General features: G+C 27.7%; 1 protein-coding gene and 1 pseudogene. Both read left to right on the top strand.

Annotation, left to right across the window (positions count from 1 at the left end; translation table 11 throughout):
• Nucleotides 1-595, top strand: a pseudogene (locus B5D16_RS12530) (VirB4-like conjugal transfer ATPase, CD1110 family); the annotation flags it as partial.
• A 2-nt stretch (nucleotides 596-597) separates the two neighbouring features.
• Nucleotides 598-1,442, top strand: an 845-nt coding sequence (locus B5D16_RS12285; RefSeq protein WP_143405136.1) for a hypothetical protein, incomplete at its 3' end; no start/stop codon positions are given.

Below are 1,442 nucleotides of genomic sequence, written 5' to 3' on the forward strand. Positions count from 1 at the left end.
TTATGCAAAAGATTTGGCTGATGAATTAGAAGCTATTACCAATGGAACACTTAGCGTATTTTGTCATCAACAAACAGCTGTAGAAAAAAGGAGAATTACAGCGTATAACTTTTCAAAGTTAGGTAATAGAATGAAAAAATTAGCTATGATAGTTGCTCTTGAAGACATTATGAGTAATATCTTATTTAATCAAACATCTAAGACAGCTAGTTGGGTTTATATTGATGAAATTCAGGAGTTTAAGAACAATGAATATGCCATGAACAACTTTGAAAATTTATGGCGAGAAGTAAGAAAACTTGGGGGATTATGTACAGGCATGGCGCAGAACATTTTATCATGTATTAAGGATTCAAGATTTTATACCATGATTCAAAATTCAGAGTTTACATGTTTATTAAATCAGGGAGCGATTGATAAAGAAGAATTGTTAGACATATTTACGTTATCTACATTGCAGCTTAATTACATTAATGGTTCTGAAACAGGAACAGGTCTTATACGATTTGGTAGTAACATCGCTCCTTTTGATAATATTATTAATAAGGATAATTATTTATACAAGGTACATAATACTTCATTTCATGAGGATTAATTATGAAAAAGAAAAGTAATGATAAGTATATAGACTTGAAGAAAAAACGAGTCATAGAGAATTATAAAAAGAATTATAATAAACTATCTTATAGAGAAAAGCAATTTATTCAGTTTATAGAAAAAAAGGAGATTCCTATTTATTTATCTCTTTCACAGGCCAAAAGAAAAAGATTACTTCATAAAGCATTAAGAAAATCAGGATTAACAGAGATTAAGGTATTAAACTATCTAAAAAAAGAAAAACAGAATAAAGTAAAAAGAAGTATGGAGACTACTTCTAAAAAAGGTTTTGATTTAAATACTGGATTAAAACCTGATAATAATACATGGAATCTTTCTTTGGATAATAAAGCAAAATTTAATAACGATGGTACAATATCTTTATCGAAAAATATATTTATTAATAATGTTAAAGAGAAGAAAGATAAAGAAAATTTTAAAGTAAATCATATGGATAAAAAAGAAAAAAATCCTGATAGTTCTACTTTGAAAGCAAAAAAAATAAGAAAATTAAAAAGAACACTTGGAAGAGCTTTGGAATTAGAAGCACTTTCAAATAAGCATAAAGAGCAATCGATCAACGAACAGAAAAATTTCGTTTTGGCTTCTCTAATTTCAAAATATAAAAATAAAGGAGTAGGATTTATTGGAAGAATGATTGCTGTTATAATTGGAAAAATTGTTGCTGCAATCATGGCATTAGTAGCTTCGATCATTTCTCTTTTTTGGCCTTTGATAGTTGCTATAATGATAGTGACTACAATAGTTGCATCGATAATATCTTTTTTCAAGTTAGAAGAAGATATGCAATATAAGGAAAATCAAGCCTTGTTAGGTTCGCAAAG

It is taken from the genome of Eubacterium uniforme (assembly GCF_900167115.1).
GTDB classification, from domain to species: domain Bacteria; phylum Bacillota; class Clostridia; order Lachnospirales; family Lachnospiraceae; genus Eubacterium_S; species Eubacterium_S uniforme.